This is a genomic window from Marinobacter sp. ES-1 (genome assembly GCF_000475255.1).
GTDB classification, from domain to species: Bacteria; Pseudomonadota; Gammaproteobacteria; order Pseudomonadales; family Oleiphilaceae; genus Marinobacter; species Marinobacter vinifirmus.
The window spans coordinates 1-1457 of the sequence record NZ_AXBV01000014.1 but is presented as its reverse complement, the minus strand read 5'-3'; the positions used below and the strand labels follow the sequence as shown (position 1 = coordinate 1457).

Annotated in this window: 2 protein-coding genes; both read left to right on the top strand. The window is 46.0% G+C overall.

Translation table 11 applies throughout. The annotated features are described in order from the left end of the window. Positions 1–403: 403 nt before the first annotated feature. Entirely contained in the window at positions 404–1066 is a 663-nt protein-coding gene (locus Q668_RS01010) for a hypothetical protein (RefSeq protein ID WP_036218794.1), read from the top strand. A 79-nt stretch (positions 1067–1145) separates the two neighbouring features. After that, positions 1146–1439: a hypothetical protein gene (locus Q668_RS01005; RefSeq protein ID WP_022987721.1), complete on the top strand. Its 294-nt coding sequence runs from the start codon at positions 1146–1148 to the stop codon at positions 1437–1439. Positions 1440–1457 lie beyond the last annotated feature (18 nt).

Here is a 1457-nt window from a genome sequence, read left to right as displayed (position 1 = left end):
CGCCGCTAAGCTTCGCGTTAAATCTGTAAGGAGGAACGTGTGATGGAAGTTGTATATAGCTCGAGTTCAAAGGAAGAGAAGGTCTACACCACCGTTACCTTGCACGAGGACGTTAATATGCATGGTGGTAACGTAGAAGTTGGCTGTTGGGTGCCAAATTCGGACTCTAGAGCAGAGTGCGCGGAAAATACCAAAAGTGAAGCGATTAGGCTGTTGAAGCTGGCCTTGGCCGAACTAGAGTCCTAATTTTTGAGGTGGCCAAGCTTTCAATGATCGCTGGCTAACGGGTCGCTTCGTGATTTAACCAAGCGGTCAACCGGACGCCAAAAGCGTACCGCTTTTGGTTCCCTCCGCTGGCGCTCCGGCGCCGGTTACCTCAGCGTTATGCATGTAGGTGGTGATTTTGGATATCGAATTTTTCCTTAAAGATCGGACAAAATTTATCCGTTATTTTTACGATACGGCTGCTGCCCCGTTTACAAAGATCATGAGCGATATCGAGAATGGTGTAGAACCTTACATTCCTCCATATAGCGAGGATGATGAGCCGCCTTTTTTGACCGAGTGGCTGGATGCTAAATCTGGGCTAGAAACATGCGGACACCATGCGTTATCAATGCTCTCTTCTTCTCTTCAGTTGTATCTAAAGGCCTGGGTAGATCGACTTGATAAATATCACGGTATGAAATTTGATGTGAACTTCAAAAAGAAGGGCTGGTTCAATGGTTATCGTGAAATTTTCAATGAAGTAGAACTAAATATTTCAGAATGCCCGGCAAATCTTGAAATCATTGAGCAAATTCCCCTAGTCAGAAATCGTGTCCAGCACCCTGAACAGCTAACTTCAATCAATATTTCACACTCGGAAAGTGATTTAAGCAAACTATCCAATCCATATTTCGTTCAGGAATCAGAATTATCTTTGGCTGCAGAGCAGGAAAAGCAGTCGTGGCTATTTCCGCCTACGATAGCTCCAACCAAAGAAAAAATTATCGAGGCTATCAATAATGTTGAAATGCTTTGCTCTTGGCTTGAAGCCCAGTATTGGTCGGCTAGAAATGCATAACAAACGCAGGCACAGGGACAAAATTTCCGCTGCGCTTCAATTTTGCCCGTGCTGCGGGCGTTAAGTTGAAGGAGAAACGGTGAATTTATCCACGGAAGAAAAAGCCATTGTTGCACGGCTCCTGACGGAAAAGGGTGGCTTCAGGCCCGCTATCACTTCTTTCCTTCCATACCTGCTGCCGGTTTTGGTTCTTGCCCTATACGGTATTGTTCAGCAGGAGTATTTCGCATGTGCGTTGGCCTTCTTTGCCTTGTTCGCCATCGTGGTGTGGTACATACATCATACTGAGACCTACTCTGGTCAACTGCGCTCAGCGCTCCAGAAATACGAAAGTGAGGTTCAAGCGTTGGGCGTCGATCATGAATCAACTTAACAAGTGACTGTGGTGTCA